The following is a 25,830-nucleotide window of genomic DNA, read 5'->3' on the forward strand; positions in this document are numbered from 1 at the left end:
TGTGAGCAGGACTAGCCAGGTCCTCTCGCGGCTGACGCTCAAAACTACTGTCAGCGAGGGCGATATCGAAGGATCGTTCGAGCCGTCTGCCGCACTAGGTATCCAGACAGGCGATGAAGCCAACCCGGCGAAGTTCAACTTCAAGATTGCTCTTGCCCGACAGAACTATGGTCACGAGCCGCGGCTCCGCTTGCAGCCCTCAGAGCCTGATCGTGTGGTGAAAGACGACCGGCTTGTCGAACTCCTCGGCCGGGCATTCGCGGCTCGGGAGGAACTGCTCGAAATGGACGAAGCCGCCGCTCGATCGACCAAAACCACCAAGCTGCGTCACCTTCAGCGACTTGCAAGGCTTAGCTATCTTGATCCCGCGATCCTTCGCAGCATCCTGAATGGCGCTCAACCCGAGAGCTTGAGCGCTCGTAACCTTTGGCGGATGGGTGCCTTGCCGATCCGCTTTGCCGACCAGCGCGAGGCGCTCGGTTTCTCAAACTCCTGAAATCTAGCAATTAGGTCACTAAATCGACCGCGGAGAACTTCGCGCATTCAGCGCGCGAATTGGTAGGTCATTGCGTCTCCATCGACCCCTCGCCGAAATTCCAGCTCCGCAAAGCCCCGGAATTACGGGCACAAATTCCGTCGCCTCGGTAGAGACGACAGAAACCGGTGCTCAATAAGAATGAGTGGTGAGCCCTGCTGGGTTCGAACCAGCGACCTACTGATTAAAAGTCAGTTGCTCTACCGACTGAGCTAAGGGCCCCCATACGAGGTGTTCTCGGTATCCGAGGGAATCTATGTGTCCCTTCGCGGAAGCGCCCCACTAGGCAGGCGAGGGCGGGTGGTCAAGCCCTCTTGCAGACTGAGTTACTGACTGAGCATCAGGCAATGATGCGTTCGAAGCCAATTGGGCTTCATTCGGCGTGAACAATTGCCCAATGTTCTGCGATCTCGCGGTTGGCTGGTGCGCCTTCGACAGCCTTTTGCAAAAGCCTACGCGCCTCAGCCACATTGCCGCCTTGCTGCCAGAGCGCCCAACCCAGCGTATCCATGATCTCTGGGCTGGTTGGTGCCGCTTCCAAGGCACGCCTCGCAATCGCGACCGCCTCTGCATGTTCGCCCAGTTTGGTTTTGACGGCTGCTGCATTGTTCAGCAGCGCAGGGTTGTTCTTGCCCGCTCCGTCAAGCAGCGGTGCGTAGATGCCATCCGCCTTGGCCCAATCGCCGGAACGGATTGCGCGGCCAGCCTCGCGCATTTCCTCTGCGATTGAGGGCGCAGAACCACGCTGAGCGATCTTGGCGCGAATGCTGTCTGCATCGCCCCGCCCGGTTTCCTCTGCCAGGCGCAGCGCGAGCACCAATCCGGTTCCATCAAGCTGCGGATGATCGATCACAGGCGCAATTGCAGCCCATGCTTTGTCAAATTCGCTTTGTTCAGCCAAACTGTTTGCAAGCACCTGGCGCGCCATGGGGTCACCGCCGGTTGCCTCAACATAATCGCCGAGCGCAAGAGCCGCCATGGCGTGCTGGTTGCGCGCTGCGTCAATCATCCCGCGAAGACGAGCAAATTCGGGTTCGCTGGAGAAAACGGGCGGCGCCTTCTCTATCAGTTCAAACGCGCGGTTCACATCGCCTGCATCATAGGCCATTTGCGCGGCAAACAGCAGACCGATGGGATGCGGCGACCCGGCATCATTGGCCTTATTGATCCAATTGCTTGCCGCCTGCGTGTCACCGCGATCACGCGCAATCGCGGCCATAGCAAGCATCGCGGTTTGTTGGTTTGGCTGGACGCTCAGCACTTTTTCAAAATGCTCCTGGGCCTGCTGCGCATCGCGAGAAGACAGTCGCAGCTGACCTGCAAACAGATGCGCTTGAGCGACCGCAGGCTCAACGGCGAGAGCGGTTTCAAGGCGTGCAAACGCATCGTCTGCCTTGCCCTCTGCCCAAAGCCGCTCAGCATCGATGGTGATTAGCCGTGGATCGTCAGGAAATTGCTCCAACCCAATAGCCAGCACGTCAAAGCCTGCCTCTGCTTCGCCCTGAGCAAACTGATAGCCGATTTTCGCCACATAGGCGGTCGGATTATCCATCTTGAGCGCCTCAAGCGTATCGCCTGCAGCCTCAAGGTAATTGCCCAGCACTTGTGCTTCGGCGAGCTTAGCCTGTGCGAGCGAATATTGCGGGTCACCTTCCGGAACGCGCTGGTACTCCGCGATCGCGCGGTCAGGATTGCCCAAAGCCATTGCTGCATCGCCTGCAACCAATCGGATTGCTGGATTGCCGGAATCTGCATCAATCGCTTCGCTCGCTAGGTCGAGGGCAGTGCGCGGTTCTCCATTCGCCAGCGCCTCTTGCGCGGCGGCAAAGGGATCGCTGGGCCCCGTGTCGCATCCGGCAAGTGCCGTTGAAAGAAGCAAGGCAGCCGCAGCAGCACGCAGGCCGAGCGGCGTATTGAGGATGGGAAGCGCTTTGATCATGCGCCCGTCCCTACCCCAAGATGCTTAACGGCCCGTTTTCGTGGACCAAAGTGTCGGCCTTTTTGACAAACCGCCTAGAGCTCTCAAATCCGTTAACCATTAGAACCCGCAGCATCATTGCATTCCAGCGGAATTGGCACGCGAATTGCTCTTTTCCGTTTACCAAATAGTGAAGCGCATTTCGGCGAAAGTTTCAGTCGAAGTCGCCAACGAATGATTATTGGGGATTAACGATGAACACATTCACTAAGACAGCTGCGATCGCACTGGCTGCTGGCAGCACGGTTGCCGCTGCACCTGCATCGGCTGCAATTTTCGAATACGAAATGAGCGATGGCGACATCCTCACCATCAACACCGATACCGGCACTGGCACATGGGTTGGCAGCGACATCAACGTCTCTTTCGAAGGCGACGATTTGCGCAACTTCCAAGGTGGTGAAAACCCCAGCTTCATGTTCACGCTCAGCAACATGACTGGCACCCGCGAAATTCGCGGCACCGACTACACGCCGACAACGCAAAACGGTAATCGCTTCCACCCTTGGATGCTGAAAACCACCCGCAATGGCCGCATCAACCTGTGGTCATGGTGGGGTGATCCAGTGGTTGCTGGTGACTATGTTCGCGGCATCGCCGACTATCGCGTAGTTGATGTACCGGCACCTGGCATGCTCGGCCTGTTCGGTCTGGCGCTTGTGGCTCTCGGACTTGGTCGCCGCCGCCGCATCAAAGCTGCCGCTGCTTAAGCGACACAAATTACGTCTCACAGAATTGGTCTTCTGTAAGTGAGAAAGCGCCTCGTCAGGAAACTGACGGGGCGTTTTTCGTTGGGCAGAACCTAAATCCGCGCGGCAAGCTGACGGATGGTGAAGCCGCTCACCGGATCACGCCAATCAGGCGCAATTATCTTTGCCGGACCAAGTACAAAATCGCGCGCACTGAATTCCGGGTGCGGGATCGTAAGGCTGCGCGAGGCAAATCGCCCACCGCTCCAGAGTACAACATCAAGGTCGAGCACTCGGTCGCCCCAGCGCTGGCCGGTGCGCCGTCCAAATTCGCGCTCCATCCGCTTAAGGCCAGCCAGCAATGCGAATGGGTCATATTCGCTTTCCAACACCAACGCAGCATTGGCAAAACGGCGCTGCGCTGCTCCCATTGGGGCGGTGGTGATGATCGGAGAGCGTGCGGCGACGGTTCCAAGGCTGGCGCACTCTTCCATGGCCGCCTGCACGACTTGGCGTGGGCGTCCACACAGGTGGTGTCGCCGGTTAGATCCCAGCGCGATGAGATAAGAGCTGCTCAAACCTAAAGCTCAGATGTCTTCGGCAATGCGTGAGTAAAGCTGGGGGCGGCGATCGCGGAAGAATCCCATGCCCGCGCGGTGCTTGGCCGCGCGCGTGAGGTCTAACGTAGCGGTGATCACGCCCTCTTCCTCTGCGCCGTATTCAGCGACCAAATCGCCCCACTCATCGGCGATGAAGGAATAGCCGTAAAAGCTCTGATCTCCCTCTTTCCCGATGCGGTTTGCTGCGACCACCGGCATACAATTTGACACTGCATGGCCAATCATCGCGCGCCGCCACATGCGGCTGGTGTCGAGATTTTCATCATAAGGCTCAGACCCGATAGCAGTGGGGTAAAGCAGCACTGCCGCACCCTTGAGCGCCATCACCCGCGCGCATTCGGGATACCATTGGTCCCAGCAAATGCCGACGCCGATGCGGACTGTAGAGCCATCATCCGCTGCCACGTCCCACACTTTGAACCCGTCATTGCCGGGTCGGAAATAGAACTTTTCCTCATATCCCGGACCATCGGGAATATGACTCTTGCGGTATGTGCCTGCGATCTCTCCGTCAGGTCCGATCATAGCAATCGTGTTGTAATAGTGGTGCCCGTCGCGCTCAAAAAAGCTGGTGGGGATCGCGACTTTCAACTTTCCCGCAAGGGCCTGCATTGCAGTGACACTTGGATGTTCAAGTGTGGGGCGAGCGAGCGCAAACAGCGCCTCGTCCTCTTCGCGGCAGAAATACGGGCCGGAAAACAGTTCGGGTGGCAGGATAAGCCGAGCCCCGCGCGCAGCGGCCACTTCAATCAGCGCGCTGACCGCTTCGATATTGGCCACTTCATCCTCGCGGGCCAATGCAAGCTGTAGGGCGGCGACTGTGAGTTTCGTGCAATCCGTCATCTCTGGTCGCCGCCGATAGCCTTACTCAGCGAGCCTGAAAAGCAGTGTCATCCGGTCGCTCTCACCGATCTCAGTGTATTTATCCTGATCCTCTTCTCCCAAGGCATAGCTTGGCGGGAGGGTCCACACACCGTTTTCATAATCAGCGGTATCGTTTGGATTGGCGTTGATCTCGCTTGATTCGACGAATTCAAAGCCATTGGCTTCAATGAATTCAATCAGCTCGGCTTCCTTGAGATAGCCCATATTGCCATCGACATATTCGTCAGGAGCGTCCGCTTTCGCGCGGTGTTGGACCACGCCGAGCATCCCGTCAGGCTTCATCATGGCGCGCAGGGTTGCAAGCTCGCTTTCAGCCGCATCCCAGCGGATGAGGTTGTGCATCATGCGGATCATCAAGACGCGATCGACTGTGCCGTTCAGCTCTTCGGGCACGGCATTGCCGAAATGGAACGGCAGGTCTTCAGTAGGAATCCCGAGCGCTTCAGCCTGCGTGGCGGAGAAACCTTCTCCAAATCCGCGCACGCGCTCAACGAATTCCTCACCAAGTGGCGCAGCGACTTCCGGGGCGAAGCTTACCGCGACATAGCTGCCTTCGCCATCGACATAGGGAGCAAGCACGCGGGTGTACCAGCCGCCACCGGGAGCATATTCGACCACGGTCTGACCGGGTTCGACTTGGAAGAAGGCCAGCGTTTCAGCCGGATTGCGGAAAGCATCACGCGCTGTGTCTTCGGCGCGGCGTTCATGCGCAAGCACATCAGCCAGCTTCGTGTCTTCCGCCACTTCTGCGGTTTCGGTGCCTTCGGCGACCTCGTCACTGGGTGCGCACGCCGCCAGCGCCAGGGCGCTGACAGCTGCGATTGCGTGAAACGTCTTCATAATTCCCTCCCTTTGGGTTCGGCTTAGTTCGCCTTGCGGAACAGCAAGGTCATGCGGTCGCTTTCACCGATAGCGCGGTGGCGGGCCTGCTCTTCTTCGGTTTGACGACCGAAGCCAAGCGATGGGGGAAGCGTCCATACGCCGCCTTCATAATCCGCTGTGTCATTGGGGTTGGCGTTGATTTCGCTTTCCGCAGCAAGCTCAAAACCGTTGGCTTCGAAAATCGCGATCACGTCTTCTTTGCGCATATAGCCGCGCTGGCGTGCTCCGTAATCGTCATAGCTTGCGCCTTCGGGGGCACGGTGCTGCACGACGCCCACCATACCATCATCCTTGAGCATCATGCGCGCAGCTTTCAGCACATCATCTGCCCGGTTGCCGATATTTAGGCCATGCATTGAGCGGAAGATCAGAACACGGTCGACCGTGCCTGCCACGTCCTCTGGCATTTCGTCAGTTTCGAACGCCATTACGGTGTCCGCTTCGACGCCCATTGCTTCTGCAAGGCCTTCTTTGAACCGCTCTGTCCAAGCCTTTGAGCGCGCTTCTTGTGCGCGGTCACGATAGGTGCGGCCATCGCTGTCTTGGTTGAAGGCGATATATTGACCGCCAATCATCAAATACGGTGCGAGAACGCGAGTGTACCAGCCGCCACCGGGACCATACTCGGCGACCGTATGCGTCGGGCTAACCTGGAAGAACTCAAGCGTTTCGGCAGGATTGCGATATTGATCGCGTGCGCGGTCATCATCGCGGCGATCAGCTGCAAGCACTTCTTCGATGGTCGGTAAAGCAGCGCCATCATTGTGCGCTTCGGCAAAAGCGGGCGCGTTGGTGGAAAGAGCAGTGCCAACGGCGAGCGCGGCAATCGGGGCAAGAAGCTTGAGTTTCATGGGGATCGGTCCTCTTTTGCGACAACAAAATTTTGGATGCGCGCTTTTGTACGCCTTGGCGCGGTGATGACAAGCACTACGACGCCCTCTGGCAATCCCCGTCGGCATCCCTATGTCGTTTATCGATTAAGGAGAATGATCGAGATGGAACAGGCAATCATCGCTGGCGGATGTTTCTGGTGCACCGAAGCGGTGTTCCGCGATGTCGTGGGCGTGAGCGAAGTGGAAAGCGGCTATATTGGTGGCACGGTTGCAAACCCCACTTATAAGGAAGTGTGCACGGGCAATACCGGCCATGCAGAAGGCATCCGCGTAACCTTCGATCCAGATGCAATCAGCCTTCCAGACATTTACGATGTTTTCCTTGGCACACATGATCCAACCCAGTTGAACCGCCAAGGCGGCGATATCGGCACGCAATACCGCTCTGCCATTTTCCCTTTGTCTGCTGACCAAGGCGCAGAGGCCGAAGCAGCAATAGCGCGCTGGAATGCGGAGAATGGCAAGGTCGCTGTGACCACAATCGAAGGCCTCGATGGCGATGCACAGACCGCACAGTGGTATCCAGCAGAGGATTACCACCAAGAATATTGGGACGGCGAAGGCCAGCGCAATCCATATTGCCTCGCTGTGATCCCGCCAAAGATCATGAAGCTCAGAAAAAGCTTTCAGAAATACGTGAAAAGCTAAGCGTCACCTTGGGACGGAACCATGTCGCACAGTTACGCCAATCCTTATGCCTCTGATTACACTGAGCAAAGCGATGGCTCGCTGACCTTCAAGTGCTCGCAAGATGCGCAAAAGCTGGCTTGGCTAACCCTTCCGCCGCATCACGCGGTCGTTGTTCAAACGCAGGCATTCTGGACCGCTGTGGGCGCTTCAATGGTGCTTGGCGGCATGGAAGACGGCCAGTGGAGCGCGCTGACCTGGATTGACTGGGAACTGGGCGATGGCGAAGGCGGTCATGCGGTGCATGGCACCTATCGCAGCACACAATTGGACGGCAAACTGTCTTATGAGGTTGAGCTGTTTAATGCGGGCGGCACCAAAATAGTTACCATTCGCGGGCGCGGCGTCGTGTTTCGCAACCGCAATTTCGAACAATGGCGTGAAGGCTCTAAAAGCGAGGCGCGCGCAGCCGCGCCAAGATCCGAATTCACCTATACGAGCCGCAGTGATGTGGGCCTGCGCGATGACGAGAGCGTATTGGTCGCGCCCTACGATCGCGCTGACGGATATGTCGAAGCTCTAGTGACGCCCCAGAACGGCTTTCCGCCCGGCAACCCGCTGATTGGGGGGTCAGGCGATCATGTGAACTCCACCCATTTCCACGAAATTGCTCGCCAAACGCTGTTCTTAATCAAGGGACGCAGCGACCTCGATACAAGCGGGGAGATGACGCTCAAACGCTATGTCGAATTGGGCACGCCGCTACGGCTCAATATCCGCAACGAGGCGGCAGGCAGAATCACGTTTGAGGTGGAGCAATTGGGCAAGCCATGTGCTGAGATCACCCTGCGCTGGCAGGTTTAATCCATCGCGCTACGAAGAACCCATCCAGGCCGCCTTCTTCGGCCAGCATTCCGGGATGGGTGCGGACCCAGCCTTCTGGCGTGGGCTCAATCCCACGTGGTAATTCCTCGCCAGTGACTGGCATGGCAGCAAGGCTCAATTCAGTATCAATCCACGCCGCCTGTTCCTCACCCTCTTCGCGTTCGAGCGAGCACACCGCATAGACCAGAACGCCGCCGGGTTTGAGCCAGTTCACCGCTCGCTTCACCAAGCTGCGCTGGATCTCGACCATTTCCGCGATTTGCCGCTCGCCGATACGGTGGAGTACGTCAGGATGACGCCGGCAGGTGCCTGTTGCGGTGCACGGCGCATCGAGCAGGATCGCGTCAAATTGGTGCTTCGGCTCCCATTTGAGCGCATCTGCACGAATGGGTGAGGCTTTGAGCTGGGTGCGTTTGAGGTTGTCCTTTAGCACCTCCAACCGCCGCTTTGACATGTCGAGCGCAGTGACTTTCCACCCGCCTGTCGCCAGCGCCATGGTCTTGCCGCCGGGCGCGGCGCACAGGTCAAGCGCATGACGTCCCTCTCCTGCGCCAAGCAAAGAAGTCGGAATTTGTGCGGCCAGATCCTGAACCCACCATGCGCCGTCTTTATACCCTTCAAGGCTTTCCACCGGAGCACCGCGCGGCACGCGGACCTGGCCGGGCGCATGGCTGACCCCGCCAAGCTTGGCCTGCCAAATCTCGGTTTCACTCGCATCGCGCAAGGTAAGGTCCACTTCGGGTGGCTGCACCAACCCGCTCGCGATCTCAGCCGCACGCTCACCCCAGCGCTTCACCACGCGTTCAGGCATGGTGGGCATGTCGGGAAGTGCTGCTTCGCGCTTCATCAAGGTCGAAAACACACCATGCGCGAGCCTACGCGGACCGCCTGCCAATAGTGGCAACCCTGTCGCGATCACCGCATGTGGGGGCGTCTCCAACCGCAAAGCTTGCGCCAGCATCAACCGCAGCACCGCGCGCGGCTTTGCATCATCGGGCAGCGGTTTCTTGGTCGCGCTGTCAATCAACGCATCAAGGTCAGTGAGCCACCGCAGCGCCTCCCCCGCAATGGCTCTGGCCAAAGCCTGATCGGGCGCAGAACGAACGTCGCGCAAAGCGGGCGGCGCGGCCTGCTCCAACGTCTCGCCGCGACGCAGCACCGCATCGCACATTTTGAGCGCCGCGCGGCGAGCGTAAATTCCAGTGGGTTGAGCCATAAGCGCGCTCGGTTAGCGGCTATTGAAACCAAGCGCCAGCATGCGCATTGTATTGAGCGTATGACAAAGCAGAAATCTGACGCCGCGAAAGCCTTCAAAAAGCCAAGCCATTGGAGCAACGACCCGGTGCCTCAGCCCAAAAAGGTCGATCCTATGAAGGACGAACCGCGCGAGCTTTCCCCCACCCGCTACGGCGATTGGGAGAAAGACGGTATCGCGTGGGATTTTTAGAGTGATTTGAACTCAATATTCAGCCCGTCTTTGGGCTGAGGGATTGGCCATGGTTGCCATGCGGGCGCGTAGCCTTCGGGCGCTTCGATCCGGTAGCGTTGGAGCAGCTGCGCCATCAGCACTTTGATCTGCATGTAAGCAAAGTGCAGCCCCAGACACATATGCGCGCCGCCGCCAAAGGGGACCCAGGCATATTTGTGCCGCGCTTTCACCTTGTCGGGCGTGAAGCGCATCGGGTCGAAGTCCATGGGATTGTCCCAATATTCCTCTGAATGGTGGGTCCAGTAAATGTTGATCCCGCACAATTGGCCAGCCGGAATGTGATAGCCGCCAAATTCAAAATCCTTGATCGCGCGGCGCGGCATGGATGGAACCGGCGGCATCACACGCAATGTCTCTTTGAAGATCATCTCGGTGAGCTCAAGCTTGCCCATATCGTCATATTCAAGGGCGCGCGGATTGCCTGATCCGTCCGGACCGCCAGTCACAGCGAAGATTTCCTCGCGCATTTTCTCCTGCCATTCAGGATTGGTCGCGAGATAATAGATCAGCGAGGTCGCAGACGACGTGATCGTGTCATGCGCGGCCATCATCAGGAAGCTCATGTGATCGACCACTTGGTCGACCGGCAACAGCGAACCATCTTCGCGGGTGGCTGTGGCGAATTGGCTGAACATGTCCTGCCCGCCGCCTTCTGCACGGCGGCGATTGGTTTCGCGGGTCAGAAAATCGACCATGAAAGCGCGGCCATCGACCCCGCGCTTCATCTTGGTAAAGGGCAGCGGCTTGCGAATGGGCGCGACCGAGGCTTGCACCATGTCGACAAAGGCGGTGTTGATCTTGTCCGCTTCCGGTCCCCATGGAATGCCGAGAAAGCTGTCAGCCGCAAGGTCGAGCGTCAGTTGCTTAATCGCGGGCTGGAATTGCTTTGGCCCTTCCCAACCAGACACTTCGCGCGCGATCCCGCTGTTCAACGCGCCCGAATAATGGCGCATCGGGCCCGGCTTAAACGCGATCGAAAGCGCGCGCCGATCGATACGGTGGTGATCAAAATCGAGCAGCATCAGCCCGCGCGGGAACAGCTGATCGAGCACAGGACCCCAGCCTTGCTCGCTGGAGAAGATCTTATCCTTGTTAAACAGGACCAGCTCATTCGCCTCTGCTCCGACAAGCGCGACGTTCCAGCCGCCAAAGGCGTGGGTTTTGTAGACCTTGCCGTATTTCGCGACCATGCGCGCGGTGAAGGCATGCGGGTCAGCGAGCTGCGTGAAAGTGTTGCCAACTAGAGGATAGCCGCGCTCACCGGGAATATGTGCAATCGCATCGTCGCTGGGCAGACCTTCGCTCCAATGGTTGAAGACGGGAGCCGATTGATCGGTGGTTTTTGGTTCAGCGAGGGTTGCCATTTTAGGCTTAACTCCGTTGCGACGAAAATTTAGGCGACATTGACTTAGCGGCGATACGTATCGCGAATGCAACTTACCACAGTGTAAATAGTCCGCCAAGCAAGCGAATGATTGGACGGGACCGACGCAATTCGCGGCCGATTAGAGCCAGCCTGAAAGCTCGCGCTTGATCAGCGCTTCGAGCATTTCGACACCGCTTGATGAGACATTAAGGCAATCGAGTACGGCATATTCTTCGCCGCCCGCCTCCTTAAACTCATCACGCCCTTCGAGCGCCAATTCTTCCAAAGTCTCAACGCAGTCCGCCGCAAATCCGGGAGCGGCCACTACGATCCGTTTGGTGCCCTTTTCGCCCTCTGCGATCAGCGTGTCATCGGTCGCAGGCTCCAGCCATTGGGCCGGGCCAAAGCGCGATTGGAACGTCGTTTCAAATCGCACGCCTTCAAATTCAGGCCGCTCTACCAGCCGCTCGCGCAGCAGCCGCGCGGTCTTGTGACAATGGCAGTGGTACGGATCACCCTTTTGCAAGGTGCGCAGCGGCATCCCGTGGAAGCTCAACAGCATGACTTCAGGGCGAAAGCTGAGTGCGCTCACTTGCCGGGTCAAATCATTGGCGAGCGCATCGAGATAGGCCGCATCATCGTGATAGGGCGGCAAAAAGCGCAAAGCGGGCTGCCAGCGCATCTCACCCATCACGCGGGCCACTTCGTCAAACACGGTTGCAGTCGTCGCGGCGCAATATTGCGGATACATCGGCGCGATCAAAATACGGTCGCAGCCCGCCTCCGTCATCTCAGTCAATCGCTGCTCAATCGAAGGCGAGCCATAGCGCATCGCATAGTCGACAATGACATTGGGGCCGGTATCGGACCCGGTCAGCTCTTTGGCGATCTCTTCGGCTTGGCTCGCGGTGATGTCGGCCAAAGGCGAACCGCGATCGGTCCAGATTTTGGAATAGGCTTCCGCGCTTTTTTGCGGACGCGTGTTGAGAATGATCCCACGCAAGATCGGCTGCCAAGCGATGGCAGGGATTTCGATCACGCGGCGATCAGACAAAAACTGCTTGAGATAACGCCGCACTGAGCCCGCGTCAGGCGCATCAGGCGTGCCCAAATTGACCAGCACCACGCCAATCGAGCCGCTCTTTACCGGCGGATGGTCGTTCGGAAGGCGCTGTGGTTGCCAAGTCATGTTGCGCTCAACGCATGAGGCGGCAACGGTTTCCGGCAATTTCGCGCGCAGCCTTCGGGTAAAGATGCCATGCGGATCATAATCCGCCTGAAAGTAGGGGCAGTCGGCGCAATCGCAAGCCCGTGGCGGAGAACAATGCGTTCGCAATTGCAGGCGCTGCCACAACCGCGCTCAGTTCACCCGGATCAAAGGGCGTCGCCTCAGACGGGATAAAGTCGACTTCAATCTCTGGGCAATCGGCCAATTTTGGCAGTCCCAGCTGGCCATATTCAAACGTCGTTGGCAGCCCGCCACGCAATCGCAGCGCGTTACCCAGCGCAATACCGATCCCGAACAGCAATCCGCCTTCGATCTGTTGGCGCGCAATGTCGAGATTGACGATCCGCCCGATATCCACCGCCGCGGACAACCTGCTTACGCGCATACCGCCTTGCTCGGGATCCGGCATGGCGGTCGCGACACAGGCGATCCGTCCGCCCGTTTCTGCGTCACCAATCCGGTGGCAGGCAAGGCCTTGCCCGCTCTGGTTCACGCCGCCATTCCACTCAGCCATGGAGGCCGCGCGCTGCAAGCAAGCGGCGAGGCGAATGTCAGAACCCAGCATGGACATCCGATAGGACAATGGCTCCCGTCCGCTTTGCGCGGCGATTTCGTCAAGGAAGCTTTCGAGCGCAAAACAAGTGCCCTGATGCGCATTGCCGCGTACGCGCCCTACAGGATAGTTGATCTCAACCGGAATGTGGCGAACGGTGACACTGGGCATCTCATAGGGTGGAAGCGCCCCTTCGCACGCCATCGGATCGCCGCGCCCTGTGCTTTCGCGAATCGCTGCTTCGGGCGTGAGATTCCGGAACAATCGCTCACCAAATTCATAGGTCGCAGGCGGAGTGGCAATGCGCCATTTGAGCGCATCAATCGCGCCGGAGCCCCCTTCGGCAAGTTGCGCGCCGAGCAGCATGAACATGGGCGGACGGGGCCGTGAATGGAGCAATTCCTCACGCCGCTGCCATGTCAGCGATACCGGGCGGCCCAATTCTTTGGCCAGATGCGCGACTTCGATGGCATGGTCATGTTCCAGCCGCGCATCAAACGAACCGCCTGCGGGCATGGGGTAAAGCGCCACATCCTCAGCCCTCAGGCCAACCGCCTTGGCAGCGGCAGCGCGGGCCTGTTCGGGCGCTTGGCTCGCCATCCATAATTCCAGCCGGCCATCGCTCAACCGGGCGACTGCGGTCGCGGTTTCCAGCGGAAAGGCATGCGCTGGCTCCACCTCATAGCGCCGCGCGATATCGACCCGCGCCATTCCCGCTTCGCCAAAGCCGGTTTCTGCGACTTTGAAGCTGTCTCCGATATCGAGCAACGTATCGAGCCGCCCGTTCACATCAGACGTGTCGACCGGGAAGGCGGTAGAAAATGCAGGCTCCATCGCATCAAGCGCCTTCTCCGCGCTCCACCATGTCGTCGCCGCCGCTGCGAGCCAGCGCTTGCCTTTAACAATGCCCACCAGCCCGCGTACACTCGCCGCGCCATCGGCGTTGAATTCGGTTAGCTCGCTGGTGTGATTGGGGCCGTGACGGATCGCGGCATAGACCATGCCGGGCAACCGCACATCGCCTGCAAAAGTGTGACTGCCATCGACTTTGGATGGCAGGTCAATGCGCGGAAATTCGTCGGTGCTCTGGCCATCCTCGTAATTGATCGAAGGAGCTGTCGCGACCACTTCGGGGCGCAATGGCGCAGGATCAGGTGCCCATTGCTCCGCTGCGCCTGCGGCCAATTCTCCAAAGGTCGCACGGTTGTCACCCCAGCTGACGATGCCACGCTCAACCTCGCATTCCTCCCACGACGTACCCCAACGCGATGCGGCCTCTTGTGCCAGCATCGCGCGTGCTGCCGCGGCCGCCTCTCGGCAAGGAAACTCATAAGCCTCCAACGCAGTGCCTTCTGCGGTTGCGTTGAACCGGGTTGACCGTGCGAAGCGCTCTGCGAACATATCGTCCGTGGCCTGCGACAATCCCTCTGCCATCGGCTCCCACATTTCGCTCCAACGTTTGGCAAGCGGGATATTCGCATAGGCGGCAGCCACCGGCGCAGGCTCTACTGCAACCTGTCGCCAATCCGCGCCCAATTCCTGCGCGATGATTTGAGGGAGGATAGTCGTGACGCCCTGCCCCATTTCAAGCTGTGGGACAGCGACAGTGACCACCCCGTCTTCTGCCACTTTCAGCCAGGCATCGAAGACATGTTCGCCGCGTGCAGGCTCCAAGGGGTTGGGATAAGAACGCGGCATCAGCCACCACGCGGCAAACAGCCCGCCGCCAATGGCAGCGCCTGTTACCAATCCGCGCCGGGTGACCTGCATGCCCGTCAGACCGCCCCGCTGGTGAGCCAGCGATCCAATTTGTCAGCAATAGCGTGGAACGGTGCTGCAAGCTCGTCATCACCGCTTGCAGGAGGTGTGCCTGCATCGCCCGCCAGCCGCGTTTCAATGGTCAGGGGCACACGGCCAAGGAAGGGTATTTCCAGCGCGCTAGCAAACTTCTCGACCCCGCCCTGCCCAAACGGATCGCTGATCTCGCCGCAATGGGGGCAGGCATAACCCGCCATGTTTTCAATCAGGCCAATGATCGGCACTTCGCCATCTTCGAACAATTGCCCGGCGCGCGCGGCATCAAGCAGCGCCAAGTCCTGCGGAGTGGAGACCAGCACCGCGCCATCAGGCTTTGCATCCTGCATCATCGATAATTGCACATCGCCTGTTCCGGGCGGCAAGTCGATCAACAGCAATTCGGTGTCATCCCAAAGCGCATCGACCAGCTGGCCAAGCGCCTTACCCGCCATCGGCCCGCGCCATGCGAGCGCTTTGCCAGGCGGGACCATGTGACCCATCGACAGGACCTTCACCCCATGCGGGCTTTCAATAGGCACCAGCTTATCGCCTTCGCTCATCGGCTTTGCGCGTTCTGTTTTCAGGAGGCGCGGCTGTGATGGGCCATAGATATCGCCATCAATCACCCCGACCCTGCGCCCCTTTTTGGCCAAGGCGACCGCAAGATTGGTGGTGAGCGTCGATTTACCCACACCGCCTTTGCCCGAACCAATCGCGATAATCATGCGCCGCCGCCTGTCCGCGATCAAAGCGACGCGCACTTCATCAACCTGCTCCAAACCGGACAGAGCGCTCTCAATAAGTTTTTCGAGCTCTTCGCGGGCTTTCGCTCCTAAGTCGCCCGCTTCGGCCACCACCACGGCTTTGCGATCTGTGATCCGTGCCGAGCGCAACCGACCATGAATCTCAATTGGCAAAGCTTCACGGATAAGTGCTTCGGCTTCAGCCGCATTGGGGGGCAAATTTTGGTCTTCGCTCATGCTTATTGGCCTTAAGGCGCAAATTCCGCGCGCCAACCCCTGTTTTTCCTCAATTTGCATTCCTATAAGAGAAAGCATGCGAATTTTCGATGGTTTCAAACAGAATCTCGGGCTGGCTATGGCTGGCAAGAAGAACCCATGGGGTAAGCCCTCTGGCGGTTCAGGTGGTGACGGCTCTGATGGCGGCGATCCCCCATCAGGTGCAGGCGATGGTGATGGGTCCAAAGATGGACCACGCAATCCATGGCTTCCAGGCGGAGGCGGATCCGACAGTGGGAAGCGCCGCTCGGCCTCTGTCGAAGATATCTTCAAAAATCGTGGCCCCGAAGGTCCGCGCCGCGCAGGCGGCGGCGGAGGCGGCGGCTTTAAATTCCCTGAGCGCCCTGGTGGCGGCAGCTGGGCACCGGTCATTGTCGTTGGCGTCTTGGCGCTATGGTATCTCGCAACCGGTGTGCATTTGATCCAGCCGGGTGAAAATGCTGTCGTCAAAACCCTCGGTAGCTATTCACGCACTCTCACACCGGGTTTGCAATTCACAGCTCCCTATCCGGTTGAGACTGTCGATGTTGAAAACGTCGAAGGTATTCGGGAAGTGCGCATTCCTGATGGCAACAGTCAAAAACTGATCCTCACAGGCGATCAAAACTTGGTCGATCTTAGTTACGTTGTTCGCTGGCGGATTAATGACCTGCAGGATTTCAAATTCCAACTGGCAGAGCCTGTTGAGACCGTGAACGAAGTGGCCGAGGCCGCGATGCGCGCCTCCGTTGCGGAAAAAACGCTCAATGAAACCTTCACTGGTCAAGGCCGTGCAGAAATCGAGCTTTCCGTTCGTGAACGTATGCAGGAAACGCTCGACGAATATCGCGCAGGTATCCAGGTCGTGGGTATCAACGTTGCCAAGGCTGACCCGCCTAGCGAAGTGAACGATGCTTTCCGCGACGTCTCTGTGGCTGAACAAGACGCTGACCGCGCCCGAAATCAGGCGCAAGGTTATGCTCAGCAAGAGCTGGCCCGCGCCGAAGGTGAAGCCGAAGCGTTCGACAAGGTTTACGAGCAATATCGATTGGCTCCGGGTGTCACCCGCCAGCGTCTTTATTATGAGACAATGGAGCGTGTCCTCTCGCAAACCGACAAGACCATTATCGAGACAGAGGGCGTAACCCCGTATCTGCCGCTGCCTGAAATTCGCCGCCGCGCCACTGCGACGCCGCCGACGATCACAGTGGAAGCCCCCGCCCGACCAGCAACCCAGCAGGGAGGCCAGTAATGGAAAATCTCTGGAACAATTATCGCGTCGCCATCATCGCTCTAGGTGTGATTGTCGTCGGCTTTTTCATGAGCGCCTATGTCGTGAATGAAGAAGAGCAGGTCGTCGTGATCCGTACTGGTGAGCCTGTCCGCTTCGCCAACCGTCCGGGCAGTGATTATTCTGCCGGTATCTATTTCCGCGTGCCGCTGATCGAAACGATCCAGCGCATCGATAAGCGTGTGCTTGATCTGGAAATGACGCAGGAAGAGGTGCTCTCAAACGATCAGCAACGTCTTTTGGTCGATGCCTATGCCCGCTTCCGTATCGTCAATCCGAAACTGATGATCGAACGTGCCCGCACCGAACAAGGCGTGCGCGCCGCGCTTGAGCCGATTTTGAACTCGGCTCTGCGTCAGGAACTTGGCCGTCGGACTTTCTCCTCCATGCTTACCGCTGAACGCGGTACAGCGCTTGCGAATGTCCGCGCCAACCTTGACCGCGAAGCGCAGCAATATGGCGCTGAGGTGATTGACGTGCAGATCAAACGCACTGACCTGCCCACAGGTCGCCCGCTCGATTCCGCCTTTGAACGCATGCGTTCTGATCGTCAGCGTGAAGCGCGCACAATCCGTGCGGCCGGCACGCGTGATGCGCGTGTGATCCGCGCTGAAGCGGATGCAGAAGCGGCGCGGATTTATGCCGAAAGCTTTGGTCAGGATGGGAACTTCTACGACTTCTACCGCGCGATGCAGAGCTATGACGAAACGTTCCGCAACGCGCAGGAAGGCGAAACCGGCAGGGGTGATAGCTCAATTATTCTGTCACCTGACAATGAGTATTTGCGCCAGTTCCGCGGCAATCGCTAATCCAAAGGTTTAGGCGTAACGGTTTGCCAATATCAGACGAACGGCACATACAGCGCTACCGACTACAAACGTGTTCAATCGCGGTTAAGTGCGTCTGAGGCCATTTGGGCCGCGTAGTTTATAGTAATTCGAGCGCTCTTTTTGCGGCGCTTGTAAGATGGAAGGAACGAGAGGACGTGAGCAACGTGCGGTATGTATACGGACTGACAAGCGCGCTTTTGGTAGGTGGAGCAGCGGTATCGCTGATGACCGGCTATCCCGCAGGTGCGCAGGTCGCTCAAAACGACACCAATGTGATGGACCGCGTCGTCCCTGTCGAAGGGGCGCCCGCAAGCTTTGCCGATCTTACCGAGCAATTGCAGCCAGCCGTGGTCAATATCGCCACGCGCCAGTCGGTCGAAGTCAATCGCAACCCCTTCGCCGGCACGCCTTTTGCCGAGCTGTTCAACCGGCGCGGCGGCGGTGGCAACCAGCCACAGCGACGTGAGGCAAACTCGCTGGGTTCAGGCTTTATCATCAGCGCCGATGGCTATGTCGTGACCAACAATCACGTCGTGACGCCAGACAATCGCGCACGGCTTGAAGAAATCACCATCACGATGCCCGATGGCACCGAGTACGAGGCCGAATTGGTGGGCGCAGATGCCGCCTCTGACTTGGCGGTGCTCAAAATCAATTCGGACAACACCTTCCCCTTCGTTGAGTTTGGCGATTCCAGCCAGACACGCGTGGGTGAATGGGTGGTTGCGATTGGTAACCCGTTTGGCCTTGGTGGAACGGTAACATCCGGCATCGTTTCAGCGGTCTATCGCAACACCGGGCAAGGCGGCGCCTATGACCGCTTCATTCAAACTGACGCGTCGATCAACCGGGGCAACTCAGGCGGTCCGCTGTTTGACATGCGCGGCAATGTGATCGGCATTAACAATGCGATCTTCTCGCCTTCGGGTGGCAGTGTCGGCATTGGCTTTGCGATCCCTGCTGAAATTGCGCAGCCAATCGTTGCGCAATTGCGCGAAGGCCAAGAGATTGAGCGCGGCTATCTTGGTGTAAGTCTACAACCGGTTGACGATGATCTCGCGGATTCGCTGGGTCTGAACGATGGCAGCGGCGAAATCGTCCAACTGGTTAGCGAAGACAGCCCAGCAGAGGCCGCGGGCCTGCGCGCTGGTGACATCATCACTGGCGTTAACGGCCAAGATGTCACTTCCAGCCAGACGGTTAGCATCCTTGTCGCCAATATCGCGCCGGGTGAAACGATCCCAGTTGCAGTGCTGCGCGATGGCCGTTCGATCACGATCAACACCACGCTTGGCAAACGTCCGAGCGAGGAAGAACTTCGCCAGCAAGCGCAGACATTCGATCCCGATGCCGAAGAGCAGATGGACCCGAATGAGATGGATGACACCATCGCTGAAAAACTCGGCCTGCAAGTGCTCGAAATGACGCCGCAAATCGCGCGCAGCTTGGGCGTGGATGCGGATACCGAAGGTCTGGTTATCGGCGCGGTTGATCCGAACTCGGATGCGGGCCGTAAGGGTCTGCGCCGCGGTGATATCGTTCTGTCCGCGAACTATCAGGCGGTCACAACTATTGCGGCTCTGCGTGAACAAGTCACCGCCGCTGAAGATGCCGGACGCGACGCAGTGCTGCTTCGCATCCAACGTCGCGGTGCGCCGCCGCGCTTCGTACCAGTGCGGCTGCGTTGATCTAAGGCAGCAGCCAACCAATCAAAAAACCCCGCGAAGCTTTGGCCTCGCGGGGTTTTTTGTATCTGGAATTTCAGCCCATAAGCCTATCCATCAGGTCCACCGCCATCATCACGCGGAGGCACCACGGCTGGTGCTGGCGGGTCCGATCGCGGAGGCGGGGAGCGCTGCGGTCCTTCATCCACCGGCGCACCGATCGCTTGCTCCAGGAAATCATCGCTGACAGCGGCAGGCGGCTCTTCCACCGGCGGAGGCGTTGGAGAATTCTCGTCAAACCCATCGGAATTATCGCGCCGGCCAGGCTCTATCAGATTGCCCTGCTCATCAATGAAATAGTAGTCTTCCGGATCGCCAAACAAGGCCTCTTCATCCGGCTCCAATCGCCATTCGGGAAGGTTGAGGGTCGTATCGAATTCCTCAACCGGACGATCCTTCACCGCATAGCGCATATAGGCGGCAAAGGCTTGTGCGGGCGCGCGTCCGCCTTGGAGGCCCGGCACACGCTGCGCATCATCGCGGCCCATCCAAACGCCTGTTGTGATGCCGCTGGAAAAGCCGACAAAATAGCCATCCTTGTTTGAGCTGGTCGTGCCCGTCTTGCCCGCGACAGGGCGACCGATCTGTGCTGCGCGCCCGGTACCCGTTTGTACAGCTGCCTGAAGCAGGTCAGTCATCCCGGCGACCACATAGTCTGGGACCAACTGCGTCTCACGCGGCTTTTCACGTTCGTAAATCGTCTCTCCGCCCGCCGTGGTCACTTTAAGGATGCCATAGGGCTCCACCGCCATGCCGCCCGCTGACACGACAGAGAAGGCGCGCGTCATTTCGATCAAGCGCACTTCGGATGAACCAAGCACCATCGAGGGGTAAGTGGACACAGGGCTGCTGATCCCGAACCGCCGCGCCATTGAGGCGACCGTGCCAAAGCCCACTTCATTGCCCAATTGCGCCGCGACGGTATTGATCGAATAGGCAAAGGCGGTGCGCAGTGACGTCTCGCCGACATTGCGACCGTTGGAATTGCGCGGTGACCAGCCGTCAATGTTGACGGGCACGTCCTTCACCTTGTCATCGGGTGTGTAGCCCGCCTCCAAAGCTGCCAAGAACACGAACAATTTAAACGCAGAGCCGGGCTGGCGCATCGCATTGGTCGCACGGTTAAAGTTGGTCTCAACATAATCCGTGCCGCCCACTAGGGCGAGAATCGCACCATCACGGTCAAGGCTGACCAAAGCCCCTTGCGAGCCATCAGGCGTGTTTGCATCAATCGAAGCGGTAGCCGCGCGCTGCATTCCGGTATCCAGCGTCGTCCAAACCTCCAGCGGAGCGTTGGTCTCGGGCAGCAAGATATCGAGCTGCGGCAGCGCCCAATCGGTGAAATAGCGCACCGAATTCTGCCCCGATTGCTGTTTCAATTCGACCGTGTCGACATCAACCGATGCCTGTGCCTGTGTGATATAGCCCTGCTCACGCATCAGGCGTAGCACAACCTTCGCACGGTCAACGGCAGCCTGTACATCGGCGGTGGGGGAATAGCGGCTAGGCGCTTTCACCAGCCCTGCAATGATTGACGCTTCAGCCACGGACAGCTCACGCCCCGGATGGCTGAAAAACTTGCGACTGGCGCTGTCGACACCGTAGGCGCCGCCGCCAAAATACACCTTGTTGAGATACAGTTCGAGGATCTGTTCCTTCGAAAACTTCCATTCCAGCGCCATCGCCAGCACAGCCTCACGCGCTTTACGATCGACCGTACGGTTGGAGGAGAGAAACAGGTTACGCGCCAGCTGCTGAGTAATCGTCGATGTGCCGCCAACACGCGCACGCGCTCCGGTGAAGCCTTCGACAATGGCGCCAGCGGTACGATAGGGATCGACCCCGAGATGCGAATGGAAGCGTTTATCCTCCACCGCAATCATCGCGTTGCGCATGTTTTCCGGGATTTCCTCATGTTCCAGCCATTCGCCAAAGCTTGGCCCGATCTCGACAATTTCACTGCCGTCACGCGCACGCACGAGGATGGTCTGGCCGGTTTGGCTGGCCTTCAACTCGTAAAAGCTTGGGATGGTTTGCGCCGCCATGCCGACCGCGACGGTAAGGACAATCATGCCCAAAACCGCGCCGCCTGTGCCCCACAGCGCGAGCCGCTTGGTCCATTTCCAGAACCAAGATGGCTGCTTGGGCTCTCCTTTGGAGCCGGAACGCTTCAATTTGGTCTTTCCGCCCGAGCCACCACGCGAGCCACCACCTGATCCACCTGCGGACTTGGCGCGGTCGCTGGCTGCGCGGCGTGAACCGCGCTTGCCCTTGTTCTGCAGTTTGTCACCGCGTTTTGACATTAGTTCCCTTGGCTAAACATGCACAATCCCAACGTCCTATCGCCTGCATAGGTGAGTTGTAACCGGGCGTGAACACGTGAGCGCAAGGCAATCCCCGAGCGATAATCGGCGGCAGCGCTACTCCTCTGGCGCAAATTCCAGCGCGGCAGAGTTGATACAATAACGAAGGCCCCCTTCTTCGGGCGGGCCATCAGGGAACACGTGGCCCAAATGGCCGTCACATTTGCCGCAGCGCACTTCGGTGCGGATCATGCCAAATGACACGTCGCGATGTTCGTCGATCACGTCGCCATCGGCAGGTTTGGTAAAGGCGGGCCAGCCGCAGCCCGAATTGTACTTTGCCGCACTGATGAACAGTCGCGTTCCGCAGGCCGCGCACATATACTCGCCTGCCTCGTAAAACTTGTCATACTTGCCGGTAAATGCCCGCTCGGTCCCCGCCTCGCGCAGAATGTGGAACTGCTCTGCGGAAAGACGCTCGCGCCATTCTTCATCGGTGGTCATTTTGGGATCGTCGGTCATTTTCTCTCTCATTCCTCGCTCATGCGATCAAAGATCGCGTCATTGCGGGCGCCCGGTTGGGCTTGCGACCACATGCGTGGCCGATTGCCAAGAATATCGGACTGAATGGGCAAATCCGCAAGGGCGATCCTATTTTCCTACACGCGATCACGCCGCTACGATTGCAGGGTCAAATGAGACGTCAATTGAGCAGTCAGGAACGGTTATTGCGAAAGGTTACAGATAGCACATTTGAAACCCGTGATTTCCGTTTTAATCACAAAGCTTTGCGCGAATTTCCATTATTTTCAAAGCGTACGCTTGCGCGGTCCAAAGTGCGGCGCAAATCAACCGTCGACGAGCGCGTAGTGCTCTGGCGGCTTGATCACATCCATCCGCTCAGACAGCAGCGGGCGGAAGCTCGGGCGGCTTTTGAACACAGCATACCAGCCGCGCGTCTGTTCATGCCCCGCCCAATCAATCCCGCCAAGATAGTCAGCAACGCTGATCTGCGCAGCGGCGGCAAGGTCAGCAAGGCTCATCGTCGATCCGGCCAACCACGGGCGATTGTCAATCAGCCAATCCATGTAATCGAGATGCCCATGCGCCATCCGCATCGCTTCACGCAAAGCGCGGCTGTCGGGTGGTTGTTTGAAGACAATGCGCTTCTTCATCCGCTCCATCAGCAGAGGGGCGGTAACGTCATTGTAGAAGTTCTCATCAAACAGCGCGACCAGCCGCCGGATCTCAGCCCGGTTCACCGCCGTCCCGTTGATCATGGGCGAACGGTCAACGGTCTCCTCGAGATATTCAGCAATCGCGCGGCTATCGGCAAGCGTGATGCCTTTGCCTTCATTGACGAGCACTGGCGTGCGGCCAGCAGCGTTGAGGTTGAGGAACATGTCGGAAGCCGCCCAGGGGTCTTCGCGCAAAAGCTCATAGGCAACCGCCTTCTCGCTCATCAACAAGCGGATCTTGCGCGAAAAAGGGCAAAGAGGGAATTGGTAAAGCTGCCACATGACGCGAAGCCTAATGCCTCAAATCACTCGGCGAATCCACCGCTGTCAAAGCCCCGCTGCCTGCTTCATCAACAGGCATGCAGGCATCATCGCCTCTATCCGCTGCGCGCCGCCTGCACCTGTCAGGCTTTGCACTTCGCGGCCAATGATCGCGTTCACGGCCTCGCGCGAGATTTGGCGGCTTTCCATGAGGGTTGCGAGCGCGCGAACGAAGTACTCACGCCCACCTTCGCTCTCCATATCGGGGTAGCCAGCGCCTTGTGGATCGCCCTCCTTCTGCCACCGCCCGACTATCGCAAAGGCAACCGCGCAGCGCGGCGGTGTTGCCTCCTCAATCGGCAGCTGATCAAGCGAAGTGATCGTGTCTTGGGCGGGGATGGCGGGCGCAGCTTGCAGCGCAAGCGGGGCCACGATAGCGGCGAGGAGAGCGGTGATCATGTTACCTCCTATAGCGCGCGGGATGAACCCATGGCTACAGCCCCTGCGCGAAGTCGTTCGACGTGACCTGCAACACAGTGTCGCAACGCCCCATGCAACAAACGTCTTGTGGTCAGCGAAGGGCACGCTTACGTCCTCAAATGCAACGCAATCACGAGAGGAGACCTCAAAATGCTCAATCACATCATGATCGGTTCAAACGATATCGAACGGTCAAAGACGTTCTACAATGCCGTACTCGGCGTGCTTGGCGCAGGCGAGCCAATGGCGCATGTCAATGACACCGGCCAAACGCGGCTGTTCTACATCCATGATGGCGACACGTTTTCGATCAGTGAGCCGATCAATGGCGAACCGGCCGAACCATCAAACGGCTTCACAATCGGCTTCAAGTGCAATTCGATGGAGCAAATCCAGGAGCTGCATGACGTGGCTGTGGCGAATGGTGGCACCAGCATCGAAGACCCTCCCGGTCCGCGCACCGGCAGCATGGGCGTGATGAACCTGTGCTACTTCACCGATCCCGATGGCCACAAAATCTGCGGTATCCACCGGCCTTCATAAGCTGAGCTTGCTCAGCTGAGCTCAAACACCGCAAATTCGGCGCGCCAATTGGCTCCAATGGGGCCGATGGCGCGCTCATTTGCAAAGAACCACTGCCGCTCAATCCGCGCGCACTTAGCTTCGGCGAGATCGCGGAAATCCTCGACCGTCACATGGTGGATGTTGTCCGTTGCATACCAGCTTACCGGCAAAGCGCGCGTGACGGGCATCCGCCCTCCCAAAAGCAGCGCAGTTCGGGTACGCCAATGCGCGAAATTGGGGAAGGAGACGAAAGCACGCCGGCCCACGCGCAGCAACTCATCCAGCATCAGATCCGGGCGCGTCGCTGTTTGCAGTGTTTGGCTGAGGATAGCGTAGTCGAACGCTTTATCTGGATAGTTGGCGAGATCGCTATTCGCATCGCCCTGAACCACTGAAAGCCCGCGCGATACGCATTTCTCGACGAGCGCGGCATCGAGTTCCAGCCCGCGCGCATCGCAACCCTTTTCCACTTCCAAAACGGTCATCAATCGACCGTCGCCGCAGCCAATATCAAGCACGCGGCTTTCGGATTCGACTTGCCGGGCGATCGTCGCGAGGTCGGGCCGGAGATGGGTAGCCGTCATTCAACAAACCCCCTCACAACGCGATCCAGCTGCTCATGCTCCAGCAAAAAGCTGTCGTGGCCATTGGGCGCCGAAAGCTCCACAAAACTGACCTTAGCCCCAGCCGCGTTCAAGGCATGCACAATGTGCTGGCTCTCCGCTGTGGGATAGAGCCAATCTGTGTCAAAGCTCACTAGGCAAAAGCGCGCTGAGGCCCCGGCAAACGCATCGGCGAGCTTGCCGCCATGCTCTTCGGCCAAATCGAAATAGTCCATGGCGCGGGTGATGTAGAGATAGCTGTTCGCATCAAAGCGCTGTGTAAACCCGCTGCCTTGATAACGCAGATAGCTTTCAACCTGAAAGTCAGCATCGAAGCCAAAGCTTTTAGAAGAGCGATCCTGCAAACGCCGCCCAAATTTGGCGGTAAGCCCCTCTTCGGAAAGATAGGTGATATGCGCAGCCATTCGCGCCACGGCGAGGCCGTTGTCGGGTTTTGCTCCACTCGCGTAATAGTCGCCCTCCGCCCAAGCAGGGTCTGCCATCACGGCCTGTCGGCCAAGCTCATGAAAGGCGATGTTCTGCGCAGAGTGACGCGCAGTTGAAGCGATCACTAAAATCCGTGCCGCGCGCGTGGGCCAATTCACTGCAAGGCTAAGCGCCTGCATGCCGCCCATCGACCCACCAATGATTGTATGAAGCTGCTCAATCTCCAGCCCATCCAGCAACCCCACAAGCCCGCGAACCATGTCGCGAATGGTAATGACCGGAAAACGCATTGCGTATGGCTTGCCATCCGGCCCTTCGCTCGCAGGGCCACTCGACCCCATGCACGATCCAATCACATTGGCGCAGATCACATGAAACCGGTCTGTATCAATCGGCTTGCCCGGTCCAACCATCCGTTCCCACCAGCCCGGCTTTCCCGTAATCGGATGCTGACTGGCGACATATTGATCACCCGTCAGCGCATGGCAGATCAGCACTGCATTGCTCTTATCTGCGGCCAGCTCACCATAGGTTTCATAGGCAATCTGAGCGCCATTCAACACCTGCCCACTATCGAGCGGCAGGGGTTCTGGCAGTGCATAGACGTTAGAGGCAGAAGACGCATTCATTGGAGGCGCGGCTTGGGCGAGCAAAGCGCGCAAGTC

General features: G+C 58.5%; 25 protein-coding genes and 1 tRNA gene. 9 read left to right on the plus strand and 17 right to left on the minus strand.

Features of this window, described 5'->3' with window-relative positions:
* The first annotated feature begins 1 nt into the window (after position 1).
* Positions 2-496, plus strand: a complete 495-nt coding sequence (locus AC0V6N_RS11785; protein WP_486171739.1) for a hypothetical protein — start codon at positions 2-4, stop codon at positions 494-496.
* A gap of 185 nt (positions 497-681) precedes the next feature.
* On the opposite strand, the gene AC0V6N_RS11790 is transcribed toward AC0V6N_RS11785, so the two are convergent.
* Positions 682-757: transfer RNA gene (locus AC0V6N_RS11790), tRNA-Lys, on the minus strand.
* A gap of 151 nt (positions 758-908) precedes the next feature.
* Entirely contained in the window at positions 909-2,474 is a 1,566-nt protein-coding gene (locus AC0V6N_RS11795; protein WP_486171740.1) for a tetratricopeptide repeat protein, read from the minus strand.
* A 233-nt stretch (positions 2,475-2,707) separates the two neighbouring features.
* On the opposite strand from AC0V6N_RS11795, the gene AC0V6N_RS11800 reads away from it, so the two are divergent.
* Positions 2,708-3,223 carry a PEP-CTERM sorting domain-containing protein gene (locus AC0V6N_RS11800; protein ID WP_486171741.1) on the plus strand — a complete coding sequence of 172 codons (516 nt, stop codon included), beginning with the start codon at positions 2,708-2,710 and terminating at the stop codon, positions 3,221-3,223.
* Positions 3,224-3,315: 92 nt separating this feature from the next.
* On the opposite strand, the gene folK is transcribed toward AC0V6N_RS11800, so the two are convergent.
* Genes folK through AC0V6N_RS11820 form a run of 4 tightly spaced genes read right to left on the minus strand, consistent with a single transcriptional unit; the run spans position 3,316 to position 6,440 of the window.
* Positions 3,316-3,780 carry a 2-amino-4-hydroxy-6-hydroxymethyldihydropteridine diphosphokinase gene (gene folK, locus AC0V6N_RS11805; protein ID WP_486171742.1) on the minus strand — a complete coding sequence of 155 codons (465 nt, stop codon included), beginning with the start codon at positions 3,778-3,780 and terminating at the stop codon, positions 3,316-3,318.
* Positions 3,781-3,789: 9 nt separating this feature from the next.
* A complete protein-coding gene (gene aguB, locus AC0V6N_RS11810) occupies positions 3,790-4,665 on the minus strand; it encodes an N-carbamoylputrescine amidase (RefSeq protein ID WP_486171743.1) in 876 nt (291 codons plus the stop codon).
* A 21-nt stretch (positions 4,666-4,686) separates the two neighbouring features.
* Entirely contained in the window at positions 4,687-5,547 is an 861-nt protein-coding gene (locus AC0V6N_RS11815) for a class I SAM-dependent methyltransferase (protein WP_486171744.1), read from the minus strand.
* A 23-nt stretch (positions 5,548-5,570) separates the two neighbouring features.
* Positions 5,571-6,440, minus strand: a complete 870-nt coding sequence (locus AC0V6N_RS11820; RefSeq protein ID WP_486171745.1) for a class I SAM-dependent methyltransferase — start codon at positions 6,438-6,440, stop codon at positions 5,571-5,573.
* Between the two features lie 144 nt (positions 6,441-6,584).
* Between AC0V6N_RS11820 and msrA the strand changes: the two genes are divergently transcribed.
* Positions 6,585-7,130, plus strand: coding sequence for a peptide-methionine (S)-S-oxide reductase MsrA (gene msrA / locus AC0V6N_RS11825; protein ID WP_486171746.1), 546 nt, complete (start codon positions 6,585-6,587; stop codon positions 7,128-7,130).
* Positions 7,131-7,151: 21 nt separating this feature from the next.
* Positions 7,152-7,973, plus strand: a complete 822-nt coding sequence (locus AC0V6N_RS11830; RefSeq protein WP_486171747.1) for a hypothetical protein — start codon at positions 7,152-7,154, stop codon at positions 7,971-7,973.
* On the opposite strand, the gene AC0V6N_RS11835 is transcribed toward AC0V6N_RS11830, so the two are convergent.
* The gene (locus AC0V6N_RS11835; RefSeq protein ID WP_486171748.1) at positions 7,951-9,210 is read right to left on the minus strand and encodes an RsmB/NOP family class I SAM-dependent RNA methyltransferase; all 1,260 of its coding nucleotides are present in this window, start codon (positions 9,208-9,210) and stop codon (positions 7,951-7,953) included. The genes AC0V6N_RS11830 and AC0V6N_RS11835 overlap by 23 nt on opposite strands.
* A 60-nt stretch (positions 9,211-9,270) precedes the next feature.
* On the opposite strand from AC0V6N_RS11835, the gene AC0V6N_RS11840 reads away from it, so the two are divergent.
* Positions 9,271-9,441 (plus strand): DUF1674 domain-containing protein, encoded by a 171-nt coding sequence (locus AC0V6N_RS11840; protein WP_486171749.1) that lies wholly within the window; start codon positions 9,271-9,273, stop codon positions 9,439-9,441.
* Here AC0V6N_RS11840 and AC0V6N_RS11845 read toward each other — a convergent pair.
* The 4 genes from AC0V6N_RS11845 to AC0V6N_RS11860 all read right to left on the minus strand — a co-directional run bounded on the left by AC0V6N_RS11845 (position 9,438) and on the right by AC0V6N_RS11860 (position 15,407).
* Positions 9,438-10,847, minus strand: coding sequence for a cytochrome P450 (locus AC0V6N_RS11845; RefSeq protein ID WP_486171750.1), 1,410 nt, complete (start codon positions 10,845-10,847; stop codon positions 9,438-9,440). The genes AC0V6N_RS11840 and AC0V6N_RS11845 overlap by 4 nt on opposite strands.
* A gap of 141 nt (positions 10,848-10,988) precedes the next feature.
* A complete protein-coding gene (hemH, locus tag AC0V6N_RS11850) occupies positions 10,989-12,038 on the minus strand; it encodes a ferrochelatase (protein ID WP_486171751.1) in 1,050 nt (349 codons plus the stop codon).
* A gap of 76 nt (positions 12,039-12,114) precedes the next feature.
* Positions 12,115-14,400, minus strand: a complete 2,286-nt coding sequence (locus tag AC0V6N_RS11855) for a molybdopterin cofactor-binding domain-containing protein (protein WP_486171752.1) — start codon at positions 14,398-14,400, stop codon at positions 12,115-12,117.
* Between the two features lie 5 nt (positions 14,401-14,405).
* Positions 14,406-15,407, minus strand: a complete 1,002-nt coding sequence (locus tag AC0V6N_RS11860; protein ID WP_486171753.1) for an Mrp/NBP35 family ATP-binding protein — start codon at positions 15,405-15,407, stop codon at positions 14,406-14,408.
* A gap of 76 nt (positions 15,408-15,483) precedes the next feature.
* Between AC0V6N_RS11860 and hflK the strand changes: the two genes are divergently transcribed.
* The 3 genes from hflK (at position 15,484) to AC0V6N_RS11875 (ending at position 19,234) form a co-directional block, all read left to right on the plus strand.
* Positions 15,484-16,677, plus strand: a complete 1,194-nt coding sequence (gene hflK / locus AC0V6N_RS11865; RefSeq protein WP_486171754.1) for a protease modulator HflK — start codon at positions 15,484-15,486, stop codon at positions 16,675-16,677.
* On the plus strand, positions 16,677-17,525 hold the full coding sequence (gene hflC / locus AC0V6N_RS11870) for a protease modulator HflC (protein WP_486171755.1): 849 nt from the start codon (positions 16,677-16,679) through the stop codon (positions 17,523-17,525). Before hflK ends, hflC begins: the two co-directional genes overlap by 1 nt.
* A 176-nt stretch (positions 17,526-17,701) precedes the next feature.
* Complete coding sequence (locus AC0V6N_RS11875) at positions 17,702-19,234, plus strand: Do family serine endopeptidase (protein WP_486171756.1); 1,533 nt, start codon at positions 17,702-17,704, stop codon at positions 19,232-19,234.
* A gap of 86 nt (positions 19,235-19,320) precedes the next feature.
* Here AC0V6N_RS11875 and AC0V6N_RS11880 read toward each other — a convergent pair whose 3' ends face one another.
* The 4 genes from AC0V6N_RS11880 to AC0V6N_RS11895 form a co-directional block, all read right to left on the minus strand.
* Positions 19,321-21,573 carry a transglycosylase domain-containing protein gene (locus AC0V6N_RS11880; RefSeq protein WP_486171757.1) on the minus strand — a complete coding sequence of 751 codons (2,253 nt, stop codon included), beginning with the start codon at positions 21,571-21,573 and terminating at the stop codon, positions 19,321-19,323.
* A 117-nt stretch (positions 21,574-21,690) separates the two neighbouring features.
* The gene (gene msrB / locus AC0V6N_RS11885) at positions 21,691-22,095 is read right to left on the minus strand and encodes a peptide-methionine (R)-S-oxide reductase MsrB (RefSeq protein WP_486171758.1); all 405 of its coding nucleotides are present in this window, start codon (positions 22,093-22,095) and stop codon (positions 21,691-21,693) included.
* Positions 22,096-22,421: 326 nt separating this feature from the next.
* Positions 22,422-23,093 carry a glutathione S-transferase family protein gene (locus tag AC0V6N_RS11890; protein ID WP_486171759.1) on the minus strand — a complete coding sequence of 224 codons (672 nt, stop codon included), beginning with the start codon at positions 23,091-23,093 and terminating at the stop codon, positions 22,422-22,424.
* A 45-nt stretch (positions 23,094-23,138) separates the two neighbouring features.
* Positions 23,139-23,531 (minus strand): hypothetical protein, encoded by a 393-nt coding sequence (locus AC0V6N_RS11895; RefSeq protein ID WP_486171760.1) that lies wholly within the window; start codon positions 23,529-23,531, stop codon positions 23,139-23,141.
* A 171-nt stretch (positions 23,532-23,702) separates the two neighbouring features.
* Between AC0V6N_RS11895 and AC0V6N_RS11900 the strand changes: the two genes are divergently transcribed.
* Positions 23,703-24,095, plus strand: a complete 393-nt coding sequence (locus AC0V6N_RS11900; protein WP_486171761.1) for a VOC family protein — start codon at positions 23,703-23,705, stop codon at positions 24,093-24,095.
* 11 nt (positions 24,096-24,106) lie between these two features.
* On the opposite strand, the gene metW is transcribed toward AC0V6N_RS11900, so the two are convergent.
* Both metW and metX read right to left on the minus strand, forming a co-directional pair.
* Positions 24,107-24,700, minus strand: a complete 594-nt coding sequence (gene metW / locus AC0V6N_RS11905; RefSeq protein ID WP_486171762.1) for a methionine biosynthesis protein MetW — start codon at positions 24,698-24,700, stop codon at positions 24,107-24,109.
* A complete protein-coding gene (gene metX, locus AC0V6N_RS11910; RefSeq protein WP_486171763.1) occupies positions 24,697-25,794 on the minus strand; it encodes a homoserine O-acetyltransferase MetX in 1,098 nt (365 codons plus the stop codon). Before metX ends, metW begins: the two co-directional genes overlap by 4 nt.
* Positions 25,795-25,830: the final 36 nt, after the last annotated feature.

The organism is Erythrobacter sp. S57(2025), from assembly GCF_057365055.1.